Annotated in this window: 26 protein-coding genes and 3 pseudogenes; 12 read left to right on the forward strand and 17 right to left on the reverse strand. The window is 69.7% G+C overall.

Going from position 1 to position 26,534, the window contains the following annotated elements:
• Window positions 1–125: 125 nt before the first annotated feature.
• Window positions 126–1,322 carry a DUF885 domain-containing protein gene (locus tag AB0H50_RS16265; protein WP_357452502.1) on the forward strand — a complete coding sequence of 399 codons (1,197 nt, stop codon included), beginning with the start codon at window positions 126–128 and terminating at the stop codon, window positions 1,320–1,322.
• Window positions 1,323–1,597: 275 nt separating this feature from the next.
• Here the strand turns inward: AB0H50_RS16265 and AB0H50_RS16270 are convergent.
• A pseudogene (locus tag AB0H50_RS16270) lies at window positions 1,598–1,861 on the reverse strand (nitroreductase/quinone reductase family protein); the annotation flags it as partial.
• Window positions 1,862–1,863: 2 nt separating this feature from the next.
• On the opposite strand from AB0H50_RS16270, the gene AB0H50_RS16275 reads away from it, so the two are divergent.
• Both AB0H50_RS16275 and glyA read left to right on the forward strand, forming a co-directional pair.
• A complete protein-coding gene (locus AB0H50_RS16275; protein WP_357453518.1) occupies window positions 1,864–2,256 on the forward strand; it encodes a hypothetical protein in 393 nt (130 codons plus the stop codon).
• A 10-nt stretch (window positions 2,257–2,266) separates the two neighbouring features.
• Window positions 2,267–3,562 carry a serine hydroxymethyltransferase gene (gene glyA / locus AB0H50_RS16280; RefSeq protein WP_357452505.1) on the forward strand — a complete coding sequence of 432 codons (1,296 nt, stop codon included), beginning with the start codon at window positions 2,267–2,269 and terminating at the stop codon, window positions 3,560–3,562.
• Window positions 3,563–3,723: 161 nt separating this feature from the next.
• On the opposite strand, the gene AB0H50_RS16285 is transcribed toward glyA, so the two are convergent.
• Window positions 3,724–4,758, reverse strand: coding sequence for an aldehyde reductase (locus tag AB0H50_RS16285; protein WP_357452508.1), 1,035 nt, complete (start codon window positions 4,756–4,758; stop codon window positions 3,724–3,726).
• 156 nt (window positions 4,759–4,914) lie between these two features.
• Between AB0H50_RS16285 and AB0H50_RS16290 the strand changes: the two are divergent.
• Window positions 4,915–5,730 (forward strand): annotated as a pseudogene (locus AB0H50_RS16290) (helix-turn-helix transcriptional regulator).
• Window positions 5,731–5,740: 10 nt separating this feature from the next.
• A pseudogene (locus tag AB0H50_RS16295) lies at window positions 5,741–5,879 on the forward strand (IS630 family transposase); the annotation flags it as partial.
• 14 nt (window positions 5,880–5,893) lie between these two features.
• On the opposite strand, the gene AB0H50_RS16300 reads toward AB0H50_RS16295, so the two are convergent.
• The 4 genes from AB0H50_RS16300 to AB0H50_RS16315 all read right to left on the reverse strand — a co-directional run bounded on the left by AB0H50_RS16300 (window position 5,894) and on the right by AB0H50_RS16315 (window position 10,038).
• The gene (locus AB0H50_RS16300; protein ID WP_357452511.1) at window positions 5,894–6,331 is read right to left on the reverse strand and encodes a hypothetical protein; all 438 of its coding nucleotides are present in this window, start codon (window positions 6,329–6,331) and stop codon (window positions 5,894–5,896) included.
• 127 nt (window positions 6,332–6,458) lie between these two features.
• Complete coding sequence (locus tag AB0H50_RS16305) at window positions 6,459–7,196, reverse strand: ESX secretion-associated protein EspG (RefSeq protein ID WP_357452513.1); 738 nt, start codon at window positions 7,194–7,196, stop codon at window positions 6,459–6,461.
• Window positions 7,196–8,770 carry a hypothetical protein gene (locus AB0H50_RS16310; protein WP_357452516.1) on the reverse strand — a complete coding sequence of 525 codons (1,575 nt, stop codon included), beginning with the start codon at window positions 8,768–8,770 and terminating at the stop codon, window positions 7,196–7,198. The genes AB0H50_RS16305 and AB0H50_RS16310 overlap by 1 nt, the downstream gene beginning before the upstream one ends.
• Window positions 8,771–8,856: 86 nt before the next feature.
• Window positions 8,857–10,038: an FAD-dependent monooxygenase gene (locus AB0H50_RS16315; protein WP_357452519.1), complete on the reverse strand. Its 1,182-nt coding sequence runs from the start codon at window positions 10,036–10,038 to the stop codon at window positions 8,857–8,859.
• 112 nt (window positions 10,039–10,150) lie between these two features.
• On the opposite strand from AB0H50_RS16315, the gene AB0H50_RS16320 reads away from it, so the two are divergent.
• The gene (locus AB0H50_RS16320; RefSeq protein WP_357452522.1) at window positions 10,151–10,921 is read left to right on the forward strand and encodes a TetR/AcrR family transcriptional regulator; all 771 of its coding nucleotides are present in this window, start codon (window positions 10,151–10,153) and stop codon (window positions 10,919–10,921) included.
• A gap of 9 nt (window positions 10,922–10,930) precedes the next feature.
• The gene (locus tag AB0H50_RS16325) at window positions 10,931–11,356 is read left to right on the forward strand and encodes a limonene-1,2-epoxide hydrolase family protein (RefSeq protein WP_357452525.1); all 426 of its coding nucleotides are present in this window, start codon (window positions 10,931–10,933) and stop codon (window positions 11,354–11,356) included.
• Window positions 11,357–11,450: 94 nt separating this feature from the next.
• Here the strand turns inward: AB0H50_RS16325 and AB0H50_RS16330 are convergent, their stop codons facing one another.
• Window positions 11,451–11,723: a hypothetical protein gene (locus tag AB0H50_RS16330; protein WP_357452528.1), complete on the reverse strand. Its 273-nt coding sequence runs from the start codon at window positions 11,721–11,723 to the stop codon at window positions 11,451–11,453.
• Window positions 11,724–12,364: 641 nt separating this feature from the next.
• Here AB0H50_RS16330 and AB0H50_RS16335 point away from each other — a divergent pair.
• From AB0H50_RS16335 to AB0H50_RS16345, 3 genes are all read left to right on the forward strand, one after another.
• Window positions 12,365–13,639 carry a PhoH family protein gene (locus AB0H50_RS16335; RefSeq protein ID WP_357453422.1) on the forward strand — a complete coding sequence of 425 codons (1,275 nt, stop codon included), beginning with the start codon at window positions 12,365–12,367 and terminating at the stop codon, window positions 13,637–13,639.
• Between the two features lie 204 nt (window positions 13,640–13,843).
• On the forward strand, window positions 13,844–14,434 hold the full coding sequence (locus tag AB0H50_RS16340) for an esterase (protein WP_357452531.1): 591 nt from the start codon (window positions 13,844–13,846) through the stop codon (window positions 14,432–14,434).
• Window positions 14,435–14,535: 101 nt separating this feature from the next.
• Window positions 14,536–15,408 carry an acyl-ACP desaturase gene (locus AB0H50_RS16345; protein ID WP_357452534.1) on the forward strand — a complete coding sequence of 291 codons (873 nt, stop codon included), beginning with the start codon at window positions 14,536–14,538 and terminating at the stop codon, window positions 15,406–15,408.
• A 64-nt stretch (window positions 15,409–15,472) separates the two neighbouring features.
• Here the strand turns inward: AB0H50_RS16345 and AB0H50_RS16350 are convergent, their stop codons facing one another.
• The 4 genes from AB0H50_RS16350 to glpX form a co-directional block, all read right to left on the reverse strand.
• Complete coding sequence (locus tag AB0H50_RS16350; RefSeq protein WP_357452537.1) at window positions 15,473–16,876, reverse strand: class II fumarate hydratase; 1,404 nt, start codon at window positions 16,874–16,876, stop codon at window positions 15,473–15,475.
• A 105-nt stretch (window positions 16,877–16,981) separates the two neighbouring features.
• Window positions 16,982–17,245: a zf-TFIIB domain-containing protein gene (locus AB0H50_RS16355; RefSeq protein WP_357452540.1), complete on the reverse strand. Its 264-nt coding sequence runs from the start codon at window positions 17,243–17,245 to the stop codon at window positions 16,982–16,984.
• A 39-nt stretch (window positions 17,246–17,284) separates the two neighbouring features.
• The gene (locus AB0H50_RS16360; RefSeq protein ID WP_357452543.1) at window positions 17,285–18,229 is read right to left on the reverse strand and encodes a phosphotransferase; all 945 of its coding nucleotides are present in this window, start codon (window positions 18,227–18,229) and stop codon (window positions 17,285–17,287) included.
• 107 nt (window positions 18,230–18,336) lie between these two features.
• Window positions 18,337–19,380, reverse strand: coding sequence for a class II fructose-bisphosphatase (gene glpX / locus AB0H50_RS16365; protein WP_357452546.1), 1,044 nt, complete (start codon window positions 19,378–19,380; stop codon window positions 18,337–18,339).
• Between the two features lie 131 nt (window positions 19,381–19,511).
• On the opposite strand from glpX, the gene AB0H50_RS16370 reads away from it, so the two are divergent.
• Window positions 19,512–20,078, forward strand: a complete 567-nt coding sequence (locus tag AB0H50_RS16370; protein WP_357452549.1) for a DUF4245 domain-containing protein — start codon at window positions 19,512–19,514, stop codon at window positions 20,076–20,078.
• 137 nt (window positions 20,079–20,215) lie between these two features.
• On the opposite strand, the gene AB0H50_RS16375 is transcribed toward AB0H50_RS16370, so the two are convergent.
• The 4 genes from AB0H50_RS16375 to AB0H50_RS16390 all read right to left on the reverse strand — a co-directional run bounded on the left by AB0H50_RS16375 (window position 20,216) and on the right by AB0H50_RS16390 (window position 22,953).
• On the reverse strand, window positions 20,216–20,581 hold the full coding sequence (locus tag AB0H50_RS16375; RefSeq protein WP_357452551.1) for a VOC family protein: 366 nt from the start codon (window positions 20,579–20,581) through the stop codon (window positions 20,216–20,218).
• A 32-nt stretch (window positions 20,582–20,613) separates the two neighbouring features.
• Window positions 20,614–20,859, reverse strand: a complete 246-nt coding sequence (locus AB0H50_RS16380; RefSeq protein WP_357453425.1) for an exodeoxyribonuclease VII small subunit — start codon at window positions 20,857–20,859, stop codon at window positions 20,614–20,616.
• 2 nt (window positions 20,860–20,861) lie between these two features.
• On the reverse strand, window positions 20,862–22,202 hold the full coding sequence (gene xseA, locus AB0H50_RS16385; protein WP_357452554.1) for an exodeoxyribonuclease VII large subunit: 1,341 nt from the start codon (window positions 22,200–22,202) through the stop codon (window positions 20,862–20,864).
• Between the two features lie 73 nt (window positions 22,203–22,275).
• Window positions 22,276–22,953, reverse strand: a complete 678-nt coding sequence (locus tag AB0H50_RS16390; protein ID WP_357452557.1) for a lipid droplet-associated protein — start codon at window positions 22,951–22,953, stop codon at window positions 22,276–22,278.
• 178 nt (window positions 22,954–23,131) lie between these two features.
• On the opposite strand from AB0H50_RS16390, the gene AB0H50_RS16395 reads away from it, so the two are divergent.
• A complete protein-coding gene (locus tag AB0H50_RS16395) occupies window positions 23,132–24,142 on the forward strand; it encodes a 4-hydroxy-3-methylbut-2-enyl diphosphate reductase (protein ID WP_357452560.1) in 1,011 nt (336 codons plus the stop codon).
• A 48-nt stretch (window positions 24,143–24,190) separates the two neighbouring features.
• Here AB0H50_RS16395 and AB0H50_RS16400 read toward each other — a convergent pair whose 3' ends face one another.
• Both AB0H50_RS16400 and AB0H50_RS16405 read right to left on the reverse strand, forming a co-directional pair.
• A complete protein-coding gene (locus AB0H50_RS16400; protein WP_357452563.1) occupies window positions 24,191–25,039 on the reverse strand; it encodes a DUF6542 domain-containing protein in 849 nt (282 codons plus the stop codon).
• Window positions 25,040–25,162: 123 nt separating this feature from the next.
• Entirely contained in the window at window positions 25,163–26,320 is a 1,158-nt protein-coding gene (locus AB0H50_RS16405) for a DNA recombination protein RmuC (protein WP_357452566.1), read from the reverse strand.
• Between the last annotated feature and the right edge of the window lie 214 nt (window positions 26,321–26,534).

Genomic DNA, 26,534 nt, shown 5'->3' on the forward strand with positions numbered 1-26,534 from the left:
TTCGATCTAGCTCTCGCCGCATGGTCGAATTCTCCTCCGCTTCACCAATGTGTGAAACGGGGGGTGCCGCTACCGACTGGTAACCACCTCGATACCGTGCGTTGCGCCCGCTAGTCTCGGCTGGCATGGAAGCGCATCCGCTCGTGACCGAGTACCTGCGACTCGGCTTGGCCTTCGACCGGCTCGAGGAAGGTTTCGTCGACGCATACACCGGCGATCCGCGGCTGCGCCGCGAGATGGACAACGCCCCCGCGCCGCAGCCCAGCGACCTGGCCCGGCGCGCCGCCGACCTGCGCGCCGCGCTGCCCGACGCGGGTCTCGCGCCGGAGCGCACCGAGTTCCTCGACGTGCACCTGCGCGCGCTGGAGTGCTCGGGCCGCAAGTTCGCCGGCGAGGACATCGGCTTCGTCGACGAGGTGCGCGCCTACTTCGACGTCGACATCGCGCCCGGCGATATCGAGGACTACCGCGACGCGCACCGCCAGATGGACGAGGTGCTCGGGGGCGACGGACCACTCGCGGAGCGGGTCGCCGCGCACCGCAAGGCCGACGAGATCCCGCCGGAGCGGTTGCGCGACTGCGTCGAGGCATTCTCCGGCGCGCTGCGCGAGCGGGTGCGCGAACGCTACACGCTGCCCGACCACGAGCACGTCACCTACGAAGTGGTCGGCGACAAGCCGTGGTCCGGATTCAATTACTACCTGGGCAACTACCGCTCTACGGTCGCGATCAACTCCGATCTGAGGCAGCTCATGGCGAACCTGCCGCACCTGATCGCGCACGAGTCGTACCCCGGCCACCACACCGAGCACTGCCGCAAGGAAGCCGGTCTGGTGGCGGCCGGGCAGGCCGAGCAGACGCTGTTCCTGATCAACACGCCCCAGTGCCTGATGGCCGAGGGGCTCGCGGATCTGGCGCTGCGCTCGATCGTCGGACCAGGCTGGGGCAAGTGGGCGCAGGAGATCTACGCCGACCTCGGTCTGCGTTTCGACGGCGACCGCGCCGAGCGCCTGTCCACGGCCTCGGCGAAGCTGCTCGCCGTGCGCCAGGACGCGGCGCTGCTGCTGCACGATAGGCGCCGTGACGAGACCGAGGTCGCGGAGTTCTTGCAGCGGTGGAATCTGGTGACGCCGGAGCGGGCGCGTCAGTCGCTGCGGTTCCTCTCCTCGCCGCTGTGGCGCGCCTACATCAGCACTTATGTGGAGGGCTACCGCCTGCTCGGCGGCTGGCTCGACCGCGCCGTAGACGCCGACGACCGCGCCGACCGCTTCCGGCGTTTGCTAGACGAGCCGCTGACCCCCGGCGCACTGCGCGCTCTGTGAGCGCGCCCGCACCTCCACTGGGCGCGGGCGCGCCTTTCGTCACTGGATGACCGCGCACCCTTCCCCGGAGGACAGGGAACACATCAGCAGGGACAGCGTCCGCAGCAGCGCATCGATCGGGTTGGTGGGGACGGAGATGAAATGCGGCATGGTGATTTCCTCGGTGGCTCGACGGGGACAACGTCACCCGTGAAACCGGTCCGCACCGTGCGCCTCGTTACGGGCCGTGTAGCCCCCAAAACCAGTGGCGGGGTTTACCGCACGGTCCGCGCGGCTCAGGCGGCCGAGAAGGTGACGCGCACCGAGATCGGTTCGGTCTCCAGCGCCTTGATCGTCCACGCCAGAACCGGCCGGGCGAACCTGCCGGTGGCGAAGCTGCGCGCCCTGGCCACCACGTCGTCGTCGGGGACGAACGCCGCGGTGCCGGTGTACCAGCGGTCACCACGGCGCAGCCGGACCCGAGGGTCGGCGGTGATGTTGCGCGCCCAGCCCGCACGCGGGCCGTGCTGGCAGATGATCCAGGCGCCGGTGTCGTCGAACGATGACCCGCTCCGGCGAGCCGGAGGACTGGGTCGGCGCGCTGGTCGGCTGGTGGAAGCAGGCATTGGAGTCCAGCGGCTACACCGACGGTTGCCCGGTCGTCGGCGCCGCGCTGGCCGCATCCGAGCCCGGTGTGCAGGCCGCCGCGGGCAACGCCTTCGCGGGCTGGACCGAAGTGCTGGCCGCCGCCCTGGCCGGCCGCGGCGTCGACGCCGCGCGAGCGAGCTCACTGGCGAGCTTCGTGATCAGCGCCGTGGAGGGTGCGATCGTCCAGGCGCGCGCGACGAGATCGACCCGCTCGCTCGACGACGTGCGGGACAACCTCCTGATCTTGCTGCGCGTCGACGAGGGGCCCCGCCAACCCCCTGCCGGGAGCCCGACCCTGCCCCAATAGACTGAGGCCCGTGACGCAGACGACCGCCTCTGTCAATACCCAGTCCCTCGGTGAGCTCGATCCCGAGCTCGCTGCCGCGATGGCAGGCGAACTCGCCCGCGAGCGCGACACCCTCGAGATGATCGCCTCCGAGAACTTCGTGCCGCGCGCCGTGCTGCAGGCACAGGGCAGCGTGCTGACCAACAAGTACGCCGAGGGCTATCCGGGCCGTCGCTACTACGGCGGCTGCGAGCACGTCGACGTCGTCGAGACCCTCGCCCGCGACCGCGCCAAGGAACTGTTCGGCGCCGAATTCGCCAACGTGCAGCCGCATTCCGGCGCGCAGGCGAACGCCGCGGTGCTGATGGCGCTGATGAACCCGGGTGAGAAGCTGCTCGGCCTCGACCTCGCGCACGGCGGTCACCTGACCCACGGCATGCGGCTGAACTTCTCCGGCAAGCTCTACGAGGTGCATTCGTATGGGGTGAGCAAGGAAGACCACCGCGTCGACATGGACGAGGTGCGCAAGATCGCGCTGGAGGCGCAGCCGAAGGTGATCGTCGCGGGCTGGTCGGCCTACCCGCGTCACCAGGACTTCGCCGCGTTCCGCGAGATCGCCGACGAGGTGGGCGCCTACCTCTGGGTGGACATGGCGCACTTCGCCGGTCTGGTCGCCGCCGGTCTGCACCCCTCCCCGGTGCCCTACGCCGACGTCGTCTCCTCCACCGTGCACAAGACCCTCGGCGGTCCGCGTTCCGGTCTGATCCTGGCCAAGCAGGAGTTCGCCAAGAAGCTGAACAGCTCGGTGTTCCCGGGCCAGCAGGGCGGCCCGCTCATGCACGCGATCGCCGCCAAGGCCGCCGCGTTCAAGATCGCCGCCACCGACGAGTTCCGCGACCGCCAGGCGCGCACCCTCTCGGGCGCCAAGATCCTGGCTGAGCGGCTCAACGGCGCCGACGTCAAGGACAAGGGCATCAGCGTGCTCACCGGCGGCACCGACGTGCACCTGGTGCTCGTCGACCTGCGCAACTCCGCGATCGACGGCCAGCAGGGCGAGGATCTGCTGCACGAGATCGGTATCACGGTGAACCGCAACGCCGTTCCGTTCGACCCGCGCCCGCCGATGGTCACCTCCGGCCTGCGCATCGGCACCGCGGCCCTGGCCACCCGCGGCTTCGGCGATGCGGAGTTCACCGAGGTCGCCGACATCATCGCCACCGCGCTCGTCGGCGGCTCCGACGCCGAGACCCTGCGCGGCCGCGTCACCAAGCTGGCCCAGAGCGTCCCGCTCTACCAGGGCCTGGAGGACTGGCGCCTGCTCGGCTGAGCCGTACCTTTCGCGAACGCCCTCGCGGGACACCGTGGGGGCGTTCTTTTTTCGGCTCTGTCTCATTTTCGGTGGTGACGGACCGTGCGCTATGCCAAGTCGAGTCGGGCCGACTCGGCCACATACTGGGCGGTGACGGCGCCGGGGCCGGTCCTCTTTCACTACTTTTTCACCAGGTTTTTCGCGGTCATGCTCTGCGCGGCGGTGATGATGGCGTCCTCGGGGTTGCGCGTCCGCCAGCCAAGTACGCGGCGGGCCTTCTCGTTGGAGGTCTTCTTGGCGTAGCCGAGGTCGGGCGCGACAGAACGCAGTTGTGTGGAGAACACGGCGCCGATCCGCACGATGATGTTCGGGATGCTGCGGGTCGGGACGTTGTCGGCTGCGTCGCCGAGGTGTGCCCTGATAGTGGCGGCGATCTCCTTCATCGGGATCGCCGGCCCGTTCGAGAGCAGGAAGCGCTGGCTGGCGGCATCCGGCGTCGTCATCGCCAGGATATGTGCCGCGGCCACGTCGCGTACATCGACAATCGGGATGAAAAGGTTTGGGAGGCCGGGCATTTCGCCGCCCAGCAGCGCCTGGATGAGGTGGTTCGAACCCGAGACGTCCGCGCCCATGACAGGCCCCATCGTGGCGACGGGGAGCAACGTGGACAGTTCCATCGAACCCCCCTCGGCGGCGATGAAGTCCCAGGCGGCACGCTCGGCGAGGGTCTTGCTCTTGGCGTACGCGTCGACGCCGGGGCCGTTGAGGAGGGTCCAGTCGGCCTCGGTGAAGACGTGGTCGTCGTGCGGGTGGCCCCAGCTGACGGCGTGGAACGCGGAGGTGAGGACGACGCGCTCGACGCCGGCGTCGCGGGCGGCGCGCAGGACTCGCAGGGCGCCTTCGCGGGCTGGGAGGACTAGGTCGTCCTCGTTGTGGACGTGTCCGGGTTGGACGGGGGAGGCGACGTGCAGTACGAAGTCGACATCGGCGACGGCTTCGGCCCAGCCGGCGTCGTCAGTGAGGTCGGCGGCCGCGAAGCTCAAGTTGTCGCCGCTCGCCATGCCCGCGTCGGTGAGCACGGATCGCACGGCGGGCTCGCGGCGCAGGGACCTGACCGTGGTGCGAACGCCGTAGCCCTGTTCGAGGAGTTGGAGGATGCAGTGACCGGCGATGAAGCCCGATCCGCCGGTGACAAGCACGAGTTGCTGGGTCATGGCCGCTATGTTTCGTGCCGGTCAGGCCGACAGCCAGCACCTTCGCGTTCCTAGGGGTGTCAGGACCAGTTACGTACCGGCCTCGCGGATTACGGTGGGGACGTGACCGGTGAACAGAACTTGCTGGGCGATTACCTGCGCGCCCGCCGCGAGCTCGTGACCCCTGAGCAGGTCGGGATCCCCGTCCTGGGTGTGCGGCGGGTCCCCGGCCTGCGCCGCGAGGAGGTCGCCATGCTTGCCGGCATCAGCGCCGACTACTACCTGCGCCTCGAGCAAGGCCGCGACCGCAAGCCTTCGGTCCAGGTCCTCGAATCCATCGCCCGCGTACTGCAACTCGACGAGGACACGAGCGCTTACCTGCTCGGGCTCGCCGCCGACAAGCCCCGACGCCGGCGGCGACCGGTCAAGGAGACCGTGCCACCCAGCATCGTGAAGCTTCTCGGAACGCTTCCGCTGCCAGCGTTCGTAGAAGGGCGCTACCTCGACGTCCTCGCCGCCAATCCGCTGGCCACGGCGCTGTCGCCGCGCCTCACGGTCGGAGCCAACAGGCTGCGCGACGTGTTCCTCGACCCCGCCGAGCGCTCCCTGTTCCCGGACTGGGAGATCGCCACCGAGGGTCTGATCGCGGGCTTCCGACAGTCGGTCGGCACCGACATCGACGATCCCCGCTTCATCGAGCTCGTCGGCGAACTCTCGCTCGCCAGCCCCCGCTTCCTCCGGCTCTGGGCCCGGCACGACGTCACACCGCGATAGGGCACGCTCATGCGCTTCGACCACCCCCAGGTCGGCCGCCTGGTTCTCAACCGCGAGAAGCTCCTCATCACCAGTACCAACGGAATGATGCTCGTCATGTACCACGCCGACACCGGAAGCGACGACGCCGACAAACTCGCGATCCTCGCCTCCGCCGCCCTGCCCCCAGCAACAGCTCGTGACGTGGCCACCGGCAAGGGTGCGGAAGCAGCTACCTGACCCGGCTGTTGACTACGCCGGCCACGGCACGAAGCCTGTTCGCCGCGTTCGACATCGCCGACGGCACTGTGATCGGCGAACTGTACCGCCGCCACCGCGCGACCGAGTTCCGTAAGTTCCTCACCAGCATCGACAAAGCCGTGCCTGCGCATTTCAGGCGACACTAGCCCGCAGGCATATCGATGCCCTTGGCTGCCGCGAGTTGCGTGAGCTTCTCCGTCTCGTCGATGGCCACCGCGACGTAGGTGTGCAGCCGTTCGTCGTCGCGCCGCAGCAGGTATTCGTAATCGCCGTCGGTGAGCAGGTTTCCGTCCCCGTCGTAGAAATGCCAGCGCACCCGCACCCGCGCGATGAGCGGCGTCAGGTCGATGTGCTCGAGCAACGTGTGGCCGACGCGAGCCAGTCCGAGCGCCTGATAGAAGGGATACGACTGCGCCAGCCCCTGCGCCATCTCGGCATGGCTGGACAATGTGCCGACGAAACCGTCACTGAGGATGGTGCCCGGCGTGCCCCACAGCGCCGCCGACCGTTCGGCGTCGAACGCGCTCAACGCGGCCTGATACTCGTCGAGAAACGACTCGATCTCATCCCGGGTTGTCATCCCTCCAAACTAGGCAAGCCGGGCGGCATCCATCGGAAAACCACCGCACATCCCGACGGAGTCGGTCAGGCCGACCGTCCGAAGCCCTCTACCGGCCGCCATGGTTGGTGCGCTCGGCGATGAGCGATTATCCGTCCATGCGGGCCCGCGACCGGATTATCGATTCGTCCAGATAGCGGGTGATGTCGGCGCTGGAGCCGGGGCGAATCATGAGAGCGCGGTTGGCGGGGATCTCGCAGTAGCGCCCGTCGTCGGTGTCGATCCAGCGAAGTTTGCCGGTGCGCAGCGGGTCGGCGTTGCGGGGGCCGAGCAGGACGGTCACGGTGCCGCGGGTGGTGCACGACTGCCGCCAGAAGCGGCGGTAGCGGTCCCTGGTCGCGGCGGCAGGTGCGGAGCCGAAGGGGTCGGGGCGGTCGTCGGCGAGATCGTCCAGGAGATAGGTCCTTTCGGCGACGGTGCCCGGTTTGTGGTCGGGAAGCAGCCGGACGAGTTCGGTGGCGAGCTGGTCGGTTCGGCAGCGGCGCAGGCGGATCTTCCCGCCGTCGGGTGCCGGGTTCTGCAACGCGACGACGCCGGATCCGCCCCGGTGCGCGCAGCCGACGGCGCGCAGTTCGGCCCCGCCCCGCCGGTTGTCGATGCCGAAAAGCTCGATGCGCCAATCGGGCCGGGCCAGCACGTCGATGGCGCGGCGCAGCGGCATGTGCTCGTCGTGATCCAGCTCGGTCCGGAAATCACGCTGGTAGGCCTGGTACTCGCGGAGGCCGGGATAGCGGCTGGTGAAGCGGAAGGGAAACGGCATCCGGTCGAGGCCGGTGCCGAACCACACCGCCGCGAACTGTTCGGCCGAGAGTGTCCACTGCCCCATCAGTCGGCTCCCAGCGCTGGCGGTACGGTCTTCGGCGTCTCGCCGATCAGTTCCTGGCCGTGTTCCTCGGAACGCAGGTACCTCGCCGTCCTATGTTCGCCGTCCTCCTCGGTGCGAGTCCGGGGAGCGGACGGCATCACGCCCGCGTAGCCGGTGGCCCCTGGACCGCCCGGGCGGGCCGGGACGCCCGGTGGCGGTGCCGTATTCGGGGTGGCCGCGGGCTGGGCGGGCACGGAGGAACCGGGTCCGGGCGGCGGTGTCGCCGGAGCGTTGGGTCCGAGGGGGATGGGTGCGGCGGGGCGCGCCGAGGCTTCGTGGAGCGCGCCGGGAGCAAGGGGAGACGGCGGACTCGCGACGGGAGATGCGCCGAGTGGTGTGGTGGGCGTGAGGGGAGTGGTCGGCGTCGAGAAGACGGGTGCGGGAGACGCCGAGGAGGGTGTAGGCGAAAGGGTCGGCGGTGCCGATGGGGCGTTCGTCTGTGACGAGACGGACTGCGCGGCGACGGAATCCGGGTCGGCATGGGGTTGCCGCGGAGCGTTCTCGCCGGACGACGGTTCATGGTTCGACTCGTCTCCCCGACCGGTCGCCGTCTCCGGCTTCGTCACCGCCGACCCGTGCGCTCCGGTATCCGAAGGCGCTCCGCTTTCGGGCTCGCCTCCATCGTCGGGCCGGGTTCCCGGTTCGGGCGGCGCGTCGCCCTCGGGCTGCGCCTCGGGCCGGGTACCGGTCGCCGATTGCACACCGGTCTCAGGCTGTGCTCCGTTCCCAGGTTGCGTACCACTGCCAATCGGGTCGCCCGCTCCGGGGTGTACTCCCGCGCCGGGGTGTGCGCCGTTGCCGGTTCGATCGCCCTGCGTACCGGCACCGGACTGCGCACCCGTGGACCCCTGCCCGTCGGCCCCGTGATCCGACGACGTCGACGAGCCGACCACCTCGTCGCGTTGCGACCCCGAAGCTCCGTCCGCCGCTTCGGTATCGGTGACGGGATGCGCTCCATCCGGCCGCCTCGCCCCGGGCGACGAGGACCCCGGCCGTCCATTCCCGCCCAGCAGTCCATCCATCAATCCCCCGCCGCTCGGACCCACCGGCGACGGCAACGTCGGAATGCGCGGCGCCGTCGCGCCGTACGGCTGGATGTAGAGCCGGTGCATGTCGTCACGCGCCTGCTCCTCGCGCGCGTTGCGATCCTCGGGCGCCGTCGAATTCCCGTTCGCCGCATCCGGTATGGCCGCTTTGAATTGGGCGGCGGCGCTGCCGGCCGCCGTGAGCGGCTCGGACTGCTTGCCGAGCGCGACTCCCAGTTCCCCGAGCTGCGCGACGAAGTCACGGACGCCGCGCACCGCCGCGTCGGCCGCCGCGCCCTCCCACCGCTGCTCGACCGCGCGTTGCAGCGCGGAGCCGAACTGTTCGCTCGCCGTACCGACCGCGGCGGACAGCGCGGACCACCCGGCATGGGCGCCCTCCAGTCCGGTGGGATTCATTCGGTCGGCGGCCTGTTTGATCTCTGAGTGGGAAAAGCTCTGCGCGTTCTCGGGATTGGTGATCGCGCGGCCGTCGGTGTCATGCACTGCCATCGCGGTGGCCCCTTCCGTCAGTGCTGTTTGAACGTAATAGACGCGCTCGCGTGCGGAGCGGTTCCATCGAAACTCGCGAAATCCGTTCAGCGGGCCGCCAGCAGGGCGGGGTAGTCGCGCAGGTCGATGTCGTTGGCGGCGTTGTCGCCGTACTTCGTCATCAGCGTGAACAGCCGCGATTCCAGGAACCAGTTGCGCAGCCGGATGCCGAACGCGGTGGTCGGTGCGAGAAACCGGCCCGCGTTGGCGTTGCCCGCGATCTTGGCGTATCGGCGCATGATCGTGTCGTAGCGGGCGAAGGCCGTGGCGTGGTCGCCGTCGGCGAGCGCGAGTTCGCCCGCGATCACGTACGCGCCCACCACCGCGAGCCCGGTTCCGAAGCCGCCCAGGGTGTTTCCGTACGCCGCGTCGCCGACGAGCGCGACCCGGCCCGCGGTGTAGCGGTCCATCCGCACCTGGCCCATCGAATCGAGGTACACGTCGTCGAACTCGGCCAGTTCGGCGAGCATCCGCGGCACCTCCCAGCCCAATTCGGCGTAGCGCTCGACGACGATGCGCCGCTGGGCCTCGGCGTCGTCGCGCGCGTAGTCCAATTCCGGTGCGGCGAAAAGGTACAGCTGCTGTGCCTTCGAGCCGCCGCTGATCGCGAGCAGTCCTGGCGCGTTGTAGCCGTAGGAGACGGCGCGCTCGCGCGGCGTCGCCGAGCCGGTCCACGGGCTCGCGCCCGCGACACAGTAGTAGTGCCCGAGGTGCCGCACGAAATCGCGCTCCGGTCCGAACGCCAGACGCCGGACCTGGGAATGGATTCCGTCGGCGCCGAAGACGAGGTCGAAGGTGCGCGCCGGTCCGCGCTCGAAGGTCACGTGCACGCCGTCGGCGGTCTCGGTGAGCCCGGCGATCGAATCCCCGAAGACGTATTCGCAGTCGCTCGCGCTGCGGCGGTACAGGATTTCGGCGAGGTCGCCGCGCAGGATCTCGACGTCGCCGCCGGTGAAATCGCCGGACATGACGGCCAGCCGCGCGCCGCGCTCGTCGACGAACACCACGTCGGAGGCGCCGGTGCGGTGTGCCTGGATCTCCTCCCAGACGCCCATCCGCTCCAGCACGGTGCGATGCGTGCGGCCCTTGAAGTCGATGGCCTGCCCGCCGGGACGTGGTGCTGCGGCGCGCTCGACGACGGTGACGGCGAAGCCGTAGCGGCGCAGCCAGTACGCGAGCGAGGGGCCCGCGATGCCGGCGCCGGAGATGAGAACGGACAGGTTGCGCACGGTTTCTCCCAAGTCAGAAATTGAGTCCGACGTATTCTGTTTCCGGCGGACGCAGATTAGCTTATGGTAGACACAGTTCCGAGTCAACGCGTCGGTTCTGGAGGATTCGCCAATGTCGTCACCGACCACCGTCGAACTGCTGTGGGGCACCAGGCAGCCGCCTCGGCGCGGGCCGAAGCCCTCGCTCACCCTGGGCGGGATCGTCGGCGAAGCCATCGCGCTCGCCGATGCCGAGGGCTTGGCCAACCTGTCCATGCAGCGCCTCGCCGAACGGCTCGGCTACACGAAGATGTCGCTGTACCGGTACGTGCCTGGCAAGGAGCAGCTCATCGCCTTGATGCTCGACGCGGCGCTTGGCGAGCCGCCCGAACCGCCCGGGGACGCCTCCGTCCCTGCGCGCTGGCGGGAGGCCCTGCGCGCCTGGGCGCTGGCCATCTTCGAGCGCTACCGCGCACACCGGTGGACGCTCGAGCTCGCGGTCGGAGCGCGCCCGATCGGCCCCAACGAGATGGGCTGGCTGGAGACCGCCGTGACCGCGATGGACGGGATGGGGCTCACCGGCCCCGAACGACTGGACACCGTGGTGTTGCTCAATGGCCACGTGCGCAGCCTCGCGCAGCAGGTCGGCGCGAGCGGGGACGCCGACCTCGCCGAGCAGGTGCTGCGGCAGTTCACCGAGACGATGGAGGCGGCCGCCGATCGCTATCCCGCGGTCAAGGCGGCTTTCGCGGAGGAGGCGGCCCGCTCGGCGCACCCGCCACACGCAGGCGATCCAGGCGACGCACTGTCCTTCGGGATCGAGCGCGTGCTCGACGGCCTCGCCGTCCTCGTGGCGCGCAGGGCCGCCGAAAACGACACCCCCACCGGCGGCCCGGCGGCCTAGAGTCGAAGCATGTCCGACGACGAACCCGAACTGCAGCAGGACGCGATCACCACCGTGCGGGAATTCTTCGCCGCGCTGGAGCTCGGCGCGGTCGGCGAGTCGCTGGAGTTGCTCGACCCAGGCATCGTCTGGAAGAACACCTCGCTACCGGACGTGCGCGGCATCCGGCGCGTCGGCGGCGTGCTGCGCGGGCTCGACCGGCCGCTGTTCGGCTTCCGGGTCGACATGCACCACATCGCGGGCAACGGTGACATCGTGCTCACCGACCGCACCGACTACCTGCACGTGGGCCCGGTGGAGGTCGGATTCTGGGTGACCGGCACCTTCGAACTGCGCGACGGCCGAATCGCGCTGTGGCACGACCACTTCAGCTGGGAGAACTTCCTGCGCGGCACCGCGGTCGGACTCTTCCGCGCGGTGTTCGCCCGCCGCTGAATCCGCGCTCGCCGTTGTCGATTCGCCCGGCGCGCAGCGGCTTTCGGCGCCGATTGCCGGACGATCGCGGCCGCGTCGTCCGTGGCCGCCCGGGTCAGGAGTGCGCGATCAGGTAGTCCAGATAGAACGGCCGCAGCTGCTCGGCCACCGCGCCGTCGCCCGCGTGGATGTAGTTGTCGAGCAGCGGCAGCACGTACTTGATATCCGCCTCGCTGTCGCCGACGTTCCCCGCGGCGGCCTCGGCGGCGGGAATGCGGGTGAGCAGCTGCCACAGGTACTTGATGTCACCGCGGCGCACGGCCAGCCGCACCGCCCGGTCGTGCAGCTCTTTGGACGACAGGTTCTCGAATTCCTCGTTACCGGCCATGCTTCGACTTTAGTCGGCGCAGCCGGACGAAGTCCGCCGAAAAGCTCGCGTACGGCCGAAGCGGAAGCGGTGGTGCGCCGAGTCGACACAGTCCGTCGAAGACCCCGCGCGCGGCCGCGGCGAAGGGGGAGATAGGCCGAGTCGGCAGGGTTGGACGCATTCTGGCGAAAACCCGCGAATGGCCGGGGTGTAGACGGCGGTTCGCCCCCGGTGAGCTGCGGCGACAACGGATCCGGCGACCGAGCTGAGGCGGGCGTTAACGGGATCTTCACCGACACGCCTCGCGGTCCCCGAGCGCAGACCGGCCAGTCGGCGGTAACTTCGGAGATGCGGACCGCGTCGGTGTGGTTCGTACGGGAGGTCCTGACCGTGACTGAGCTACTCAGTACGAGGGGGCCGGCACCCGGCCCTCGCGGCATCTGACGCAAGTCGGATCCAGAAGGACGGACCGGTCCAGCGAGATCGTTCACGCGGGTGCCGTGTGGACACAAAAGGAGCCCACCGTGACTGCTGCACGCTCCGTTTCCGCCCCCTCGGCGCACTCCCGTTCTGCTGGCACAGGAAAGCGCGCCGCTGTCTCCTCGGACACGAAGGGGGCCCGCCCCTCGCTCTCCCACGCATCCGGTGCCAAGACCTTCGTCATCGACACCTCGGTCCTACTCTCCGATCCCTGGGCGTTCACCAGGTTCGGCGAGCACGACGTCGTCCTCCCGCTGGTCGTCATCAGTGAACTCGAGGCAAAGAGGCACCACCACGAACTGGGCTGGTTCGCCAGGGAAGCCCTGCGCAACCTGGACGATCTCCGGCTCCAGCACGGCAGGCTGGACGAGCAGGTGCCGATCGGCACCGAGGGCGGAACGCTGCAGGTGGAACTCAATCACACCGACCCCACGGTTCTCCCGGTGGGCTTCCGCACCGACACCAACGATTCCCGGATTCTGGCCTGCGCCTTGAATCTCGCGTCCGAGGGCCGCCAGGTCGTCATGGTGTCCAAGGACATTCCGCTACGCGTCAAGGCGAGCGCGGTGGGTCTGCACGCCGACGGATACCACGCGCAGGACGTGGTGACCTCCGGTTGGTCAGGAATGGTCGAGATCGACATCGCATCCACTCGGATCGATCAGCTCTACGCCGAGTCGGTGATCGACCTGGACGAGGCGCGGGAACTGCCGTGCCACACCGGAATCCGGCTGCTCGGCACGAGCTCGAGCGCGCTGGGCCGGGTTACCCCGGACAAGCGCGTGCAGCTGGTGCGCGAGCGGGAGGCCTTCGGGCTGCACGGGCGCTCGGCCGAACAGCGGATCGCGTTGGATCTGCTGCTGGACGAGAGCGTTGGCATCGTCTCGCTCGGCGGCAAGGCGGGCACCGGCAAATCGGCGCTGGCGCTGACCGCCGGTCTGGAGGCGGTGCTCGAACGGCGCACGCAGCGCAAGGTCGTGGTGTTCCGTCCGCTCTACGCGGTCGGCGGCCAGGACCTCGGCTATCTGCCCGGCAGCGAGAGCGAGAAGATGGGTCCGTGGGCGCAGGCCGTCTTCGACACCCTCGACGGCCTCGCCTCGCCGGAGGTGATGGAGGAGGTGCTCAGCCGCGACATGCTGGAGGTGCTGCCGCTCACCCACATTCGCGGTCGCTCGCTGCACGACTCCTTCGTGATCGTGGACGAGGCGCAGTCGCTGGAACGCAACGTGCTGCTCACGGTGCTCAGCCGACTGGGCACCGGCTCGCGCGTCGTGCTCACCCACGACGTGGCCCAGCGCGACAACCTGCGCGTCGGCAGGCACGACGGTGTGGCCGCGGTGATCGAAAAGCTCAAGGGACACCCGCTTTTCGCGCACATCACGCTGACCCGCAGCGAGCGCTCGCCGATCGCGGCGCTGGTCACCGAGATGCTGGAGGAGTACGGCCCGAACGCCTGAGCCAGGGCGTGGAAACACCCTAGCTAACGCATAGGGTGTGTTTCTCCTCACGTCGAGTGGGTAATATCCGCCGAGTTACCAGTTGGGCAGCGGCCCGGCGCGTCGCAAAGCGATTCGCCGGGCTGTTGCCGATCATCGGCCTAGGCTGCGCGCGGCGCCGGTGTCAGGGGCGCCGTCCGAGCCACACTCGAGAGGGGACGACACATGCACCACGCTCGACGCACGGCTGGATTCACCATCGCGCTGGCGGCATCGGCACTGTTGGTCGCGGGTTGCGGTGACGACAGCGACAGCGACTCCAACTCGGTCCTGACCACCCCCACCATGGGCATGACGACCGGTGCGATGGCCACCACGCACTCCGAGGCGCACGACACCCAGCGCACCGGCGCCCAAGGCACCGGCACCCCGGAGCGTGACGAGACCCCGGACGAGACCAGGATCCCCACCGCGGGCGGCGCGGAGGTGACCGTCTCCGGCGACATCTACGACAAGTACATGGAGGCGGGCGGCCCGACCGGCCCGCTCGGCGCGCCGCTGGAACCGGTGGAGAACGCCCCGGACAACGGCAAGTACCAGGACTTCGTCGGCGGCACCATCTACGAGCCCGAGGAGGGCGAGCCGCACATCGTGTGGGGCGAGATCCGCAAGGCGTGGGAGGAGAACGGCGGCGCGGCGGGCCAGCTCGGCTACCCGACCAGCGACGAGACCGACATCCCCGGCGGCAAGCAGAGCGAGTTCAGCGGGGGAACGATCACCTGGGTGAACGGGCAGATCACCGTCACCATGAAGTAGTGAATCGACACGGCGCCCGAGGTCGCGCATCAGCGCGCCTCGGGCGCTGTTCCCATTCCATCGGTAGAGTCCCGCGGCGCGGGCCGAACGGCTAGGTTGTCATGGTGCAAAATCACTTGACCGACCGTGAGTTGCTCGAGGCGCTCTCGCTCGAGGTGGAACTGAATCTGCGGCGCCACATCGCCGTCGCCGACGGATGGCAGCCGCACGATTACGTCCCGTGGGACGACGGCCGCAACTTCGCCTTCCTCGGCGGCGAGGACTGGACCCCCGAGCAGTCCGAACTCGGCGAGATCGCCAAGCTGGCATTGACGGTCAGTGTGCTCATCGCGGACAACCTACCCTCCTACCACCGCGAGATCGGCAAGTACTTGCGCACCGGCCCGTGGTGGCGCTGGGTCGGTCGCTGGACCGCCGAGGAGAACCGGCACGAGATCCTGATCCGCAACTACCTGATGGTGACCAGGTCGGTGGATCCGGTGGACCTGGAACGGCAGCGCATGGCGCACATGACGGCCGGCTTCCGCCGTCCCGCCCTGCATCTGCTCGACGTCCTCGCCAACGGCGCCTTCGAGGAGGCGGCCTCCGCGATCCGGCACCGCAACACCGCGGCGCTGAACGAGAACCCGATGGTCACCGCCATCGCCGCGCGCATCGCGGCCGACGACGAGCTGCAGTCGGAGTTCTTCGCCGACCTGGTCGCCGCGGCGTTCGCCATCGCGCCGGATCAGACGATGCGCGCGATCGCCGACCGGGTCGCCGGTTTCGAGGTGCCCCGCGTCGCGCTGCCGGACGGCCGCAGCAGCGACGAGGTGCTGGCCGAGGCGGGCATCTACGACCGCGCCAAGGAGGGCGAGCTGGTCTTCGCTCCGCTGCTGCGCCGGTGGAACGTCTTCGACCGCGCCGACCTCGGGCCCGAGGGCGAGCAGGCTCGCGCCGAACTGGAGCACCTGCGCGCGTTCTCGCCCGCCTGACTTCGCGGGTCCTGAATTACCCGGTGCGCCGGGCGGTTTCGATCCGCCCGGCGCACCGTGGTTGCTATTTCTCGTCTTCCACCTTGGCCATGGACAACACGTCCAGACGGCGGTCGAGCTCCGCCTCGGTGAGCCGGTCGCCGAGCAGACCGCGATCGATCACCGTCTGCCGGATGGTCTTCTTGTCCTTCAGCGCCTCCTTGGCCACCGCGGCCGCCTCCTCGTAGCCGATGGCCGAGTTCAGCGGCGTGACGATGGAGGGGGAGGACTCGGCCAGCGTGCGCAGCCGCTCCACGTCGGCGGTGAGCCCGCGCACGCACTTGTCGGCGAAGAGCCGGGACACGTTGGCCAGCAAGCGAATCGACTCGAGCACGTTGCGCGCCATCACCGGGATGTAGACGTTGAGCTCGAAGGCGCCGTTCGCGCCGGAGAAGGCGACCGTCGCGTCGTTGCCGATGACCTGCGCCGCCACTTGCGTGACCGCCTCCGGCAGTACCGGATTCACCTTGCCCGGCATGATCGAGCTGCCTGGCTGCAGGTCCGGCAGCTGGAGTTCGGCCAGGCCGGTGAGCGGGCCGGAACCCATCCAGCGAATGTCGTTGGCGATCTTGGTGAGACTCACCGCTACGGTGCGCAGCGCGCCGGACAGCTCGACCAGACCGTCGCGCGCGGCCTGCGCCTCGAAGTGGTCGACGGCCTCGGAGAAGGCGTCGATATCGGTCGACTTGACCAGTTCGGCAACGACTTTCGCACCGAAACCGGCGGGCGCGTTGAGGCCGGTGCCCACCGCGGTGCCGCCGATCGGCAGCTCGCCGAGGCGCGGCAGCGTCACCATCAACCGGTCGATGCCCGCGGCGACCTGGCGGGTATACCCGCCGAACTCCTGGCCGAGCGTCACCGGGACGGCGTCCATGAGGTGGGTGCGGCCCGACTTCACCACGGTGCGCCACTCCTCGGACTTGTCCAGCAGCGCGAGCCGCAGGTGCTCGAGCGCGGGGACCAGATCCTTGATGACGCCCTCGGTAGCCGCGACATGCGTGGCGGTGGGGAAGGTGTCGTTGGACGACTGCGACATGTTCACGTCGTCGTTGGGGTGCACGTCGACGCCGTTGGCCTTGGCGATCGAGGCGATCACCTCGTTGGCGTTCATGTTGGAGCTGGTGCCGGAGCCGGTCTGGAAGACGTCGATCGGGAACTGATCGTCGTGCTTGCCCGCGGCGATCTCGCGCGCGGCGGCGATGATCGCGTCCGCCTTGCCGGGGTCGAGCAGGCCGAGATCCCTGTTCACCTGGGCGCACGCGGCCTTGAGCAGTCCGAGCGCGCGAATCTGCGCGCGCTCGAGGCCGCGCCCGCTGATCGGGAAGTTCTCCACGGCCCGCTGGGTCTGTGCCCGCCACAGTGCGTGCGCCGGGACCCGTACCTCGCCCATGGTGTCGTGCTCGATGCGGTATTGCGTCTCCTCGGTCATGATTCCGACCCTATGCCGCACGAGGGCGCCGTGGGGCCGCCACGCCTGAGCGGAATCCCACACCGGTCCGGCGGAATACCGTCCGCCGGACCGGCGACGCCGGCATCAGGAGGAGAACAGCATCTTGCCGAAGGAGTTGTGCCGATGCCCGTGCCCGTGCCCGTGCCCGTAGTGCGGGGCGGGCGCGCCCCACCCGGGAGCGGGAGCGGCCGGGGGCGGCGGCGGTGCGGCGTAGCCCGCCTCGAGCCGGGTGAGGTTCTCCAGCTCGCCGTAGTCCAGGAAGATCCCCCGGCAGTTACCGCACTGTTCGATGTGCACCCCGCTGCGGTTGTACGTCTGCATCAATCCATGACATTTCGGACACTGCATTTCGGCCACGCTAGTCGATTTCCGGAAACCATGCGGGCATCACGATAAGTCCGATGCCATGGCTATCCGCTGGCACGCGTCCACCAAAGCCGTATCCAGATCATCGAGTTCGCGGCCATCGCGTCCGGCGGCGACCACTGCCAGCGCGGCCGCCTGCACCGCGACGGCGCGCGCCGGGATGTCCAGCGCGGTCCACTCGTCCGCGCCGCGCGGCACCGCGACTCCGCCCGCTGTGCGATAGGCGCCGAGGAACCGCAGCCAGGTCACCGGCTCGAGAATGCCCGCGGCGAAGAGCGCGGCGGGCCGGGCCAGATCCCACGCCGGATCGCCGACGCCGAGGTCGTCGATATCGATGAGCCGCCACGGGTCGGCCTCGCCGCGCGGCTCGCGCACCAGCTGACCGAGATGGAAGTCGCCGTGCACGAGCGTGCGCGCGGTCGCACCCGATTCGGGAAGTGTGGCGAATGCTCGGCACACGACCGCGGCGGCCGCTCGATTCGCGACATCGCTCGCGGCACCCAGCCTGCGCATCGCGCGGCGGACCCGCGCCGGACCGCCCGCTTCCGGCAGGCTGTGCGCAGGTACGGGTAGTGCGTGCAGCCTGGCGAGCAGCGCTGCGGCGGGTTCCCACGGCGCGGCGTCGGGGTCGTCGGGATCGACGGGCTCGCCGTACGGCCAGGCCGTGATCGTCCGGCCCGCGTGACACGTCAGCAGCGCGTCGCCGATCGGCAACGGCGGCAACAGGATGTCGCGCCAGAGCGGTGCGCTCGCCAGCCGAAGGCGGGAAAGCAGCGCTGTCGCATCGGTTTCCACCGGGTGGGCTTTGACGACGACGTCGCCGACCCGCAGCACCAGCACGTCGGCGCGCTCGATCAGCACCACCGGGGGCGCTTCGGCCGCACCCGCCCGTGCGGCCGCCGCGGTCATCGGCGCCATGAGTTCGGTTGTGCACCACGGCGATTCCTGGCCGGTATCGATCACCACCGAGACATCGTCCCCTATCCGCGAGTGGGTGCTCCCGAGGATCATGTTCGGGCATACGCGTGCGGCCGCACCCGAAGTTCCGGATGCGGCCGCGCGGTGCGAGCGGATCAGGGCATCGGCGGGGCCGCGTGCTCGTCGCCGTGGAAGTCGACCGAGGAGTACTCGCGCAGCTTGGTCAGGCGGTGGTAGGCGTCGATCATGCGGACGGTGCCCGACTTGGAGCGCATGACGATCGAGTGCGTGGAGGCGCCGCCACCGTAGTAGCGGACGCCGCGTAGTAGGTCGCCGTCGGTGACGCCGGTCGCGCAGAAGAACACGTTGTCCCCGGCCACCAGGTCCTCGGTGGTGAGCACCCGGTCCAGATCGTGTCCCGCGTCGATGGCCTGCTGCCGCTCGGCGTCGTCCTTCGGAGCCAGCATGCCCTGCAGCGCGCCGCCCATACAGCGCATGGCCGCCGCGGCGATGATGCCCTCGGGGGTGCCGCCGATGCCGACCAGGATGTCGGTGCCGGAATCCGGGCGGGCCGCCGCGATGGCGCCCGCGACGTCGCCGTCGGAGATCAGGCGGATGCGGGCGCCCGCGTCGCGGACCTCCTGGATGAGGTCGGCGTGCCGGGGCCGGTCCAGGATGCAGACGGTCAGGTCGGACACCGCGGACTTCTTCGCCTTGGCCACCCGGCGGATGTTCTCGCCGATCGGGACCGAGATATCGATCACGTCGGCGGCCTCGGGGCCGACCGCGATCTTGTGCATGTAGAACACCGCGGATGGGTCGAACATCGCGCCGCGCTCGGCGACCGCGAGCACCGAGATCGCCCCGGGGGAGCCCTTCGACATCAGCGTGGTGCCGTCGATCGGGTCGACCGCGAAGTCGAGTTCCGGACCGGTGCCGTCGCCGACGGCCTCGCCGTTGTACAGCATGGGCGCCTCGTCCTTCTCGCCCTCGCCGATCACCACGATGCCGCGCATCGAAACCGAGCTGACCAGCTGCCGCATCGCGTCGACAGCGGCGCCGTCGCCACCCTCCTTGTCACCGCGGCCGACCCAGCGCCCGGCGGCCATGGCGCCCGCTTCGGTCACCCGGACCAGTTCGAGCGCGAGATTGCGGTCCGGCGCCTCGCGGCGGCTAGGTGCTGGCGAAGATGCCGTCATGGCGGGGTGCCTCCCTCGGGTTGTAAGTACGGGACGATTGTCTCATTCCGCGGTCACCCGTCCGAGCACCCCTGGTCCAGGCCACGGGGGTGCCTGGCCGCGCACCTGCCCACCGAGTGGATACTGAGAGCGTGTCCTACCAAAAGCCACGCATCCTGCACGACTACAAGGATCTGTTCTTCTCGCTGATCCCGCTGGTGCTGATCGCCGTGGTCTTCGCCGCGCTGGCCAGCCAGTGCAGCTTCGCCGCCAAGGGGCCGACGCCAGGCCAGATTCCCCACTTCGACGTGAACGCGGCGCTGAAGACCGACGCGCGCACGCTGGCGTTCCCCATTCGCAACCCGAGCGTGCCGGCCGATTGGACCCCCAACTCCGGAAGCCGCGACACGGTCACCGGCGAGGGCGGCGGCCCGCTGAGCACCGTCGGCTACATCACCGGGCAGGGCACCTACATGCAGCTGACCCAGAGCAGCGCCACCGAGGAATCGCTCGCGCGCTTCGTGCTCGGCTCGCGCTACGCCAGCGGTGCGGAGCGGATCGGCGACCAGAAGTGGATCGTCTACGCCGAGCCGACCGAGGAGACGGCGTGGATCGCCGACCTGGGCGGCGTCCGCGTGTTGATCAAGGGCGCGGGGAACGAGGCGGCGTTCGAGGCGCTGGCCAAGGCGGTCACCGCCGCGCAGCCGCTGGCTCGCTGAGGTCGGTCGGCGCAGAAGCCTGGTGCCCCGGGGTTCGGTGCCCGTTCTGCCTCGATCCGGGTGCTGGAGAAAGCCGGGTTCCGGCGCACCGGCACGGACCAGGACATGCGGCGATTCGAGGCGTTCGCGCGCGACCTTCAGTAGCGCACGCCGTCGCGGCCCAGGTGGGCGACGACGTTGACGATCGTTCCGCTCGGATCGCGGACGAAGAATCGGCGCACGCCCCACGGCTCGTCACGGAGTTCGTAGACGATGTCGGCGCCCTTCGCGGTCATCGCCGCGTACACGGCGTCGACATCGTCGACCTCCACGCTCATGCCGGGCTGCGGCTGCTCGACCTCCGGCCCGACCAGCAGCACCTGGGCGGTCGGGTTGGCGGGCGAGGCCATGGTGACGGCCCAGCCGAGGTCCATCGCCTCGGCGAAGCCGAGCAGCCGGTAGAAATCGCGGCTGCGTTCCATGTCGTCGGTGCGGATATCGGGTGTCGCGCGGCGGACGGTCACAACGCCTCCTTTGCGGTGTCCGGACCTCGGGTTCACTCGTCGTCGTCGTCGTCGGCAGCGGCGCGCGCGAGCGCGTCCTCGACCCGTTTGCGCGCGCCCGCCAGGTGTTCCTCGCAGCGGTTGGCCAGCGCCTCGCCGCGCTCCCACAGCGCCAGCGAATCGTCGAGGTCCATGCCGCCCTGCTCGAGCATCTTGACCACGTTCACCAATTCGTCGCGGGCGCGTTCGTAGCCGAAGCCCGCGATCTCGGCCAGCTCGTCCTTGCCGGCTTCGGCCAAGGTCATTTCCCTCCTGTGCGTTCCTCGTCCCGGCGGGCGCCGGAATCCGCGGTGCGACCGCTCGGCGTGCGCGCGCCGAGCGCTTGGGTGCCGAGCGCGGCCGCGGTCACGGCGCCGTCGGCGACCCGGATGCGCAACTGACTGCCCGCGGGCGCGTCCTCGATGCTGCGTACGACGTGTCGTTCGGAGCCGGTCACCCGCTGTACGACAGCGTAACCGCGGGCCAGCGTCGCGGCCGGACCCACGGCGGTGAGCTTCTCGCGCAGGTGGCGCGTCGCGGTGGCCTCGGTGCCGACCGCGTGCTCGGCGCAGCGCCGCGCGGACACACGCAGCCGTTCGATCTCCTCGGCGCGCCGGTCGATCTCGCGCAGCGGGGCGGCCAGGACCGGACGCGAACGGAGCTGTGCCAGCGCGCGGGTCTCGCGCTCGACCCAGCCGCGCAGCGCGGCCGCCGAACGGGCGCGCAGGTCACGCACGCCGGACAGTTCCGCAGCGGCGTCGGGCACGATGCGCTTGGCCGCGTCGGTCGGCGTCGCGGCGCGCAGATCGGCGACGTAGTCGGTGAGCGGGTTGTCGGGTTCGTGGCCGATCGCGCTGACGATCGGGGTGGTCGCCGCCACGATGGCGCGGCACAGCGCCTCGTCGGAGAAGGGCAGCAAGTCTTCGACGCTGCCGCCGCCGCGGGCCAGCACGATCACGTCGACGGCGGGGTCGCGGTCGAGTTCGGCCAGTGCGTCCAGAATCTGCGGCACCGCGGTAGGTCCTTGCACCGCGGTATTGCGCACCTCGAAACACACTGCGGGCCAACGGTTTCTGGCGACCGTCAGGACGTCGCGCTCGGCGGCGCTCGCCCGGCCGGTGATCAGGCCGACGGTGCGCGGAAGGAACGGGATCGGTCGCTTGAGCCGGGGATCGAAGAGCCCTTCGGCGTCGAGCAGCGCCTTGAGCCGCTCGATCCGGGCGAGCAACTCGCCGACCCCGACGGGCCGAATCTCGATGACGCGCAACGACAGAGTGCCGCGGCCGGTGAAGAAGGTGAGTTTGCCGTAGACCACCACCCGACTGCCCTCTTGCAGCGGGATCGAGGAGCGGCGCAGCAGATCGGGGTCGCAGGTCACCTGGAGGGACATGTCGGCCGACGGGTCACGCAGCACCAGGAACGCGGTGCGCGCTCCGGGGCGCAGGTTGATCTGGGTGATCTGCCCCTCCACCCAGATGGAGCCGAGCCGGTCGATCCACTGCATGACCTTCACGGCGACGGAGCGCACCGGCCACGGGTGCTCGGCGGAGTTGGCGGGGGCCGCGCCTGCCTCGGCGGACGGCTGCTGACCGCTCTGTGTCATACGGACAGATATACGCGGCGGGGTTGGCCGGACCGAGCCCGGCCAACCATCTGCGAGGTCGTCGCGGGTGCGGTCACTGGGCCCGGACGGTGGCGATCCGGTTCGTCAGCATGGTCACGAACGGCGCCCTTGCGCGGGTCTGCTGTTCGTAGTCGAGCAGCACCGTGAGGTCGTCGAGGGTCAGCATGCGCAGGCGGGCGCGCAGCTGGGCGAGGGTCATGTTCGCGTAGTCGTAGCGGGCGGCGATCTCCGGCTCGGCGATCTCGGCCTGCTCGTCCGCGGCGGGCGCTTCGGTGGCAGCGGACGTCTCGGCGGCAGCGGACGTCTCGGCGGCAGCGGACGTCTCGGCGGGCTCGGAGTCGGTGATCTCCGGCACGGTGATGGTCTGCACGGGGGCGATGTATCCGTTGGTGGAGCTCGCAGGCGGCTCGTCGGCGGTGTACAGGTCGAACCGGCTGCTGCGGCCCGCGGTCGCGACGTCGTCGCCGGAGGATTGCTCGTCGCCGAGATCCTCGTCGAACGTCGCCCATTCCGGCTGTTCCACCGGGCTGTTGGACAGTCGCTCGAACACCGCGTCGCCCTTGAGGGCGAGGCTGGTCACGAACTGCTGCATGTGCATCGTGGTCTGCAGCAACTGGCTGATCGCGGTGATCGGGAAGTTCATCGCGGCCGTCGGTAGCCGACGGGTTTCTTCGAGGGCGTAGACGGCGGCCCCGGCGGCGACCCGGGCCAGAAACGGAGGTCGGAACATGGTCATAGCCTGCCCGATACCGCGTGATCTGCAAAGAATTAGTGCGAGACGTCCTGCGTGTTCGCTGGTCATGTTGTCATTCGCTGTCACAGACAGATTGTCGCTCAACGCCCGGCCGATGGCCGGTCAGGCTCCACCGCCCATCATGGACTCGCCGCGCGCACGTATTCTGGGGGACATGTCTTCGGCCATCCCTTTGAACGTCGGAATCGCCCGCTCGGCGGGCGCCGGAACAGCCGATGCCGACGGTGGTAAGCGCGTGCTGCTAGCCGAGCCGCGCGGATACTGCGCCGGCGTCGACCGCGCGGTGGAAACGGTGGAGAAGGCGCTGGAGAAGCACGGTGCGCCGATCTACGTGCGCAAGGAGATCGTGCACAACAGGCACGTCGTGGAGACGCTGCGCGACCGCGGTGTCGTCTTCGTCGACGAGACCGACGAGGTGCCGAACGGCGCGGTCGTGGTGTTCTCCGCGCACGGCGTCTCCCCGGCCGTGCACGAGGCCGCCGCGGCGCGCGATCTGCACACCATCGACGCCACCTGCCCGCTGGTCACCAAGGTGCACCAAGAGGCCAAGCGCTTCGCGCGCGACGATTTCGACATCCTGCTGATCGGCCACGAGGGCCACGAAGAGGTCGAGGGCACCGCGGGCGAGGCGCCCGATCATGTCCAGCTGGTCGACGGGCCCGGCGCGGTCGACCGCGTCACCGTGCGCGACGAGAACAAGGTCATCTGGCTCTCGCAGACCACGCTGAGCGTCGACGAGACGATGGAGACGGTGCAGCGGCTGCGCGAACGCTTCCCCGCGCTGCAGGACCCGCCGAGCGACGACATCTGCTACGCCACCCAGAACCGCCAGGTCGCGGTGAAGGCGATGGCGCCGGAATGCGATCTGGTCATCGTGGTCGGCTCGCGCAACTCCTCGAACTCGGTGCGGCTGGTCGAGGTGGCGCTCGGCGCGGGCGCGCGGGCCGCGCACCTGGTCGACTTCGCCCGCGAGGTGGACCCGGCCTGGCTGGAAGGTGCGCGCACGATCGGCATCACCTCCGGCGCGTCGGTACCGGAGATCCTGGTGCGCGGTGTGCTGGACATGCTCGCCGAACACGGCTACGCCGACGTGCAGCCGGTGACCACTGCCAACGAGACGCTGGTCTTCTCGCTGCCGAGGGAACTGCGCACCACCCGGCGCTGAGTTTCCAACTCGCGCGGAGCTTCTACTCGCGCTGAGCTTCGAACTCGCTCAGAGGCTTTCCGGCTTGCGTCGCTGGGTGCGGCTCGAATCGCGTTCGCGGTAGCGCACATTCGGCTGCGGATGCGGCGGTACCTCGGCCCTGCCGCGGGCGCCGCGCGGCGGTTCGGTTTCCCCGCGCGGCGCCGCTGCCGGACGCGGGCCGCGCCCAGCCGGTCGGCCATCGCGGCCTCGGCCGCCCGAACCCACCCGGGGCGGGGCGTCGGCGACGGCATTGGACGGACGGCGGCCGGGGCGCGGCGGTTCGTACTTGTCGGTCACCGGATCCTCGTCCACCTCCGGCTGCGGTCGCCGCGCGCGGCGACGGGCAGGCTCGGCGGGTGCCTCCTCATCGCGGCGCTGCACGGCGCTGCGCCCCCAACTCGAGCCGCGGCGAGCCTCCTTGGAGTGTTCCGCGGCCGACTCGCGTTTGACGGCCATGATGCGCGCGCCACCGATGGCCAGCACAAGCGCGGTGGCGAGGATCATCGTCGGGAACCGGTTCACCAGCGGGATGGCCAGGTTCAGCAGGATGTCCTTGAGCCCGGTGGAGATCCGGCCGGTCAGCTGCTGATACGCCAGCGGAACCGCGAGGAAGAGCAACAGCGGCGGCAACACCATCGTGGTGAAGATCCCGCGCAATCGCACGGCGAGCACCGCGGCCACACAGCCGACGATATACAGCGTGGCGAAGCTGGCGGTGAGTTCGGCGCTGTCGCCGATGGCATCGATCAGGAACCCCAGCAACGTGCACGCGACCGCGATCAGGACTGCCCCCCAGGCCGGGATTCCCGGCACCGAAGGCAGGACCGAACGTTGCGGCGCGGGCACCCGGGATCGCACACGTTGGGTAGCAGCCACGCCATGAACACTAACTGCCGCACCGTTCGGTGGGGTTACGGCGGGGCCGTTGCTCCGTTAACTGGCGCGGCCGGAGGCGGCCCGTCGCCGGCCGCGCGTGGCCGGATCGCAGGCGGAAGTCCGCTAATCGTCGGCGTCGGCGAACCCTACGGCGCGTGGGCGCGAGTCCACCCGCTGGATCGCGGGCGTCTCCTGCTCGGCGATCTCGAGCTCGTGCAGCTTGCGGGCGGTGACCATGACCCGCGACTCCACCGAGGAGACCGCGTAATTGAAAGCGTCCACCGCCTTGCCGAGTTGGGCGCCGAGCCGGTCCAGGTGCCTGCCGGTCATGCCCAGCCGCGCCGACAGCTCCCTGCCCAGTTGCTGAACCGTCGCCATATCGCGGGACACCGCCTCCTGCCGCCACCCGAAGGCCACCGTGCGCAGCAATGCGATCAATGTCGTCGGCGTGGCTAGGATCACGTTGCGGCCGAACGCGTACTCAAGCAGTCCCGAATCGGTGGTCAGCGCGGCGTCCAGGAACGGGTCGCCGGGCACGAACAGCACGACGAACTCCGGCGCGGGATCGAAGGCCGCCCAGTACGCCTTGTCGGCCAGCTGATCGACGTGCGCCCGCAGCTGTTTGGCGTGCCGTACCAGCAGATCGGCGCGCACGTCGGGGTCCTCGGCGGTGCTGGCGTCGAGGTACGCGGTGAACGGCACCTTGGCGTCGACCACGATGTGCCGTTCGTTGGCCAGATGCACGACCAGGTCCGGCCGCACCGAACCGATGCGGTCGAGGTCGCCGTCCCCGCGCACCGCTTTGCTCACCTGCGTGGAGAAGTCGCAGTGCTTGGTCATCCCGGCGAGTTCCACCACGCGCTCCAACTGGATCTCGCCCCAGCGCCCGCGCACCTGCGGCGCACGCAGCGCCGCGACCAGCTGACCGGTCTGGCCTGCGAGCTGATATGAGGTGCGCTGCATGTTCGCCACCTGCTCGCGCAGGCCCGAGTAGGCGTTGATGCGGTGGTGCTCGACCTGCTGGATGTGCTGCTCGAGCGCTCCGACCGCCGCGCGCAGCGGTTCCACCATGGCGCCGACGGCGTGCGAATGCCTGCGCGCCGCATCCTCGTTCGCGGCGTGCAGCGACTGCCGTAGCAAACGCTCGTTGTCGGCCGAGGCCGACAGTCTCGCCGCCGCGACGGCCGCCCGCTGCCCGGCCCGCGCGGTATGCCCCAACCAGCCCACTCCGACTCCAGCGGCGAACACCAGCAGCAGCGCAACGAGCATCGGTGCGGTCATAGCGCAGATAGTGCCGTACACCACCGACATCCGAGCAACCAGGCGGCGCACATGGAGTCGTCAGCTCGCCGGGCGCCGAATCACCCGCAACTGCCACACTTTCCCAGCCATGCCGGGGGTGAGCCCCACGAGCCCGTTCGCGGCAGTCTCGCGTCGGGGCCGTCGAAGCGCATACGACGCAGTCGCGAGTCTCGGCCGCCCGGACGCGAGACAT

It is taken from the genome of Nocardia sp. NPDC050793 (assembly GCF_040654065.1).
Taxonomy (GTDB): domain Bacteria; phylum Actinomycetota; class Actinomycetes; order Mycobacteriales; family Mycobacteriaceae; genus Nocardia.